General features: G+C 67.0%; 2 protein-coding genes and 1 pseudogene. 1 reads left to right on the top strand and 2 read right to left on the bottom strand.

Translation table 11 applies throughout. The annotated features are described in order from the left end of the window. Positions 1-25 precede the first annotated feature (25 nt). The gene (locus ABZZ74_RS53605; protein WP_356951367.1) at positions 26-253 is read right to left on the bottom strand and encodes a hypothetical protein; all 228 of its coding nucleotides are present in this window, start codon (positions 251-253) and stop codon (positions 26-28) included. 113 nt (positions 254-366) lie between these two features. Here ABZZ74_RS53605 and ABZZ74_RS53600 point away from each other — a divergent pair, with 113 nt between their 5' ends. Next, entirely contained in the window at positions 367-2070 is a 1704-nt protein-coding gene (locus ABZZ74_RS53600; RefSeq protein WP_356951368.1) for an IS1182 family transposase, read from the top strand. A 78-nt stretch (positions 2071-2148) separates the two neighbouring features. Here ABZZ74_RS53600 and ABZZ74_RS53595 read toward each other — a convergent pair. After that, positions 2149-2493: pseudogene (locus tag ABZZ74_RS53595) on the bottom strand (ISAs1 family transposase); the annotation flags it as partial. Positions 2494-2550 lie beyond the last annotated feature (57 nt).

The following is a 2550-nucleotide window of genomic DNA, read 5'->3' as shown; positions in this document are numbered from 1 at the left end:
CAGGGCTGACGCAAAGTCGAATTTTTCAGCAAAGTCGCAGGTCGGTGGGTACGCCGAAGAGGTCCAGGGGTGCCTTGTGGGGTGACAGGGCGATCCGGCGCTTGGCGTCCGCGATGGAACTGCCCATGGTGCGGAGGTAGTTCATGGCCACAGTTCGCAACGTCGAGGCATTCTGCGGTCCGTGGCCGCTGCGGATGCGCGAGGCGTCCTCGCCGAACGTCACATCCCGCACATAATGGATCTTGTTTTCCACGCCCCAGTGATCCTGGTGGCTAATTCGGGGTGACGTTCGTCAGCCCGTGTGTGGATCATGGTTCTGCGGCAGTCTTGTGGCTTCTGCCGCAGGACGGAGCGTGGACGGTGTCGATGCAGCCCCAGCCCTGGCCGGGGCCGGATCCCCAGATCGCTGCGGCGATCGCGGCGATGTATCGCGGCAAGCGGGAGCGGCCGCTGGCTGTGCAGGTCCGTGACCGGCTCGGTGAGCTGTTCGGCGACGGGGAGTTCGCGGCGGCATTTGGGCAGCGTGGCAAGCCCGGCTGGTCCCCGGGCAGACTCGCGCTGGTGACGGTGCTGCAGAAGGCCGAAGACCTCACTGACCGTCAGGCGGCTGGCCAGGTCCGGGAGAACCTGGCCTGGAAATACGCCCTCGGGCTCTCCCTGACCGACCCCGGCTTCGACCACAGTGTGCTCTCGGAGTTCCGCAGCCGGGTGGTGGCCCATGGCCTGGAGGAGCGGACACTGGACCTGCTGCTGGCCACCCTGGTCGAGCACGGCCTGCTGGGCGTCGGAGGCAAGCAGCGCACCGACTCCACCCATGTGATCGCCGCAGTAAGGGACTTGAACCGTCTTGAGCTGGCAGGGGAGTCCGTTCGTGCCGCCCTGGAGGCCCTGTCCAGTGCGGCACCCCACTGGCTCACCGATGTTGTGGACGCCTCCTGGTCCGATCGGTATGCGGAACGTATCGACTCCTGGCGCATGCCGACCTCCAAGACGAAGAAGGACGCCTTGGCCCTGGACTTCGGCCGGGATGGCTTCGCCCTGCTGGGCGCGCTTCATTCGCCCGGGCAGCCGGCGTGGCTGCGCCAGCTGCCCGCCGTGCAGACTCTGCGCATCGTGCTGCTGCAGAACTACACCCGGACCGTGGCGGGCAACGGGCGGGAGGTGGTCAAGCGGCGGGAGAAGCAGTCCGAGGGCGGGGACGGCCTCCCGCCCGGTGAACACCGTCTCTCCTCTCCCTATGACACCGATGCACGCTGGTCGGCCAAGCGCGACACCTTCTGGAACGGGTTCAAGCTGCACATCTCGGAAAGCTGCCGGGCCCAGGACACGGGCAACGCTCCGGGCGCGACTGCGAACCTGATCACGAATGTCGCCACCACCGCCTCCACCCTGTCCGACAGCATGGCTCTGGAAGGCATCCACCGGCAGCAGCAACGGCGTGGTCTGCTGCCGGTGGAGCACTACCTCGACTCCGGCTATCCCAGTGCCGAACTGATCGTCGCATCACGGTGTGACTACGGTGTTGCCCTGATCGCGCCGATCCTGCTCGACCGCTCCCGTCAGGGCAAGGACAGGGCCGGCTTCGCCGCCGATGACTTTCAGATCAACTGGGAGGGCGAACAGGTCACCTGCCCGGCCGGACAGGTGAGCGCCTCCTGGAACCCCGTGGTGCAAGACGGCAGGCCCAAGACCGTCGTCTCCTTCGCTGCCCGCGACTGCGTCCCCTGCCCTTTCAAGGGACAGTGCACCAGAGCGAAACGACGTCAACTATCCCTGCAGCGAAGGGATGTGACCGAAGCGATGCGCACCGCCCGCACCCACCAGCAGACCAAGGACTGGAAGGATGACTACGCCCTGCGCTCCGGTGTGGAGGGCACGATACGACAGGCCATCGCCGTGACCCGAATCCGCCGGGCGCGCTATCGCGGCTTGGCTAAAACTCACCTCGACCACGCCTTCAGCGCCACCGCCATCAACCTGATCCGGTTGAACGCCTGGTGGAACGGCCACCCACTCGACCGGACACGGACAAGCCACCTCGCACGCCTCGATTTCGCCCTCACCGGCTGATCGAATTAGCCACCAGGATCCCCAGTGGCCCCTCGCGTACCGCCCGAGCATCTCAGGGGCCACCTCGGGCGCCGACAGGTCGGTGATCAGGTAGACCGTCTCCCGCGTCCGCTTACCCGTCGCCCGGTCGGTGCGGTGCCGGGTGACCCGGGCAACCTGTCTGACGTGGGGAAACGCCAGGGATGTCCACGTCACTGCCTGTACCACCCGCGTCTCCCGCCGGCCGTGTCCGACCTCGCTCTCCTTGTGCCGGGCCGTCACCTCGCTCCACGGGATCGACCGGCACGCCTCCCACAACGCCGGCTGGTTCCGCTTCACCACCAGCACAAAGTGCGCGCCCATCTCCTCCACCAGCACCTTCGCCGTCTCCACCTGCGTGTGCAGTGCGTCCGCCGTCACCACCACCCCCTGCAGGTCGAGCACCGACAACAGCGGTGCCAGCGCCGGGACCTCGTTGCTCTTGTCCGCCACCCGCTGCTG

Origin of the sequence: Streptomyces sp. NPDC006476 (assembly GCF_040612015.1) — a bacterium.
Classification (GTDB): Bacteria; Actinomycetota; Actinomycetes; order Streptomycetales; family Streptomycetaceae; genus Streptomyces; species Streptomyces griseorubiginosus_B.
This window is presented reverse-complemented; position numbering and strand designations above follow the sequence as displayed.

Bases quoted from the DNA above. Each gene is read 5' to 3' on its own strand.
- ABZZ74_RS53600 (WP_356951368.1), top strand. From the start codon at position 367: ATGCAGCCCCAGCCCTGGCCGGGGCCGGATCCCCAGATCGCTGCGGCG.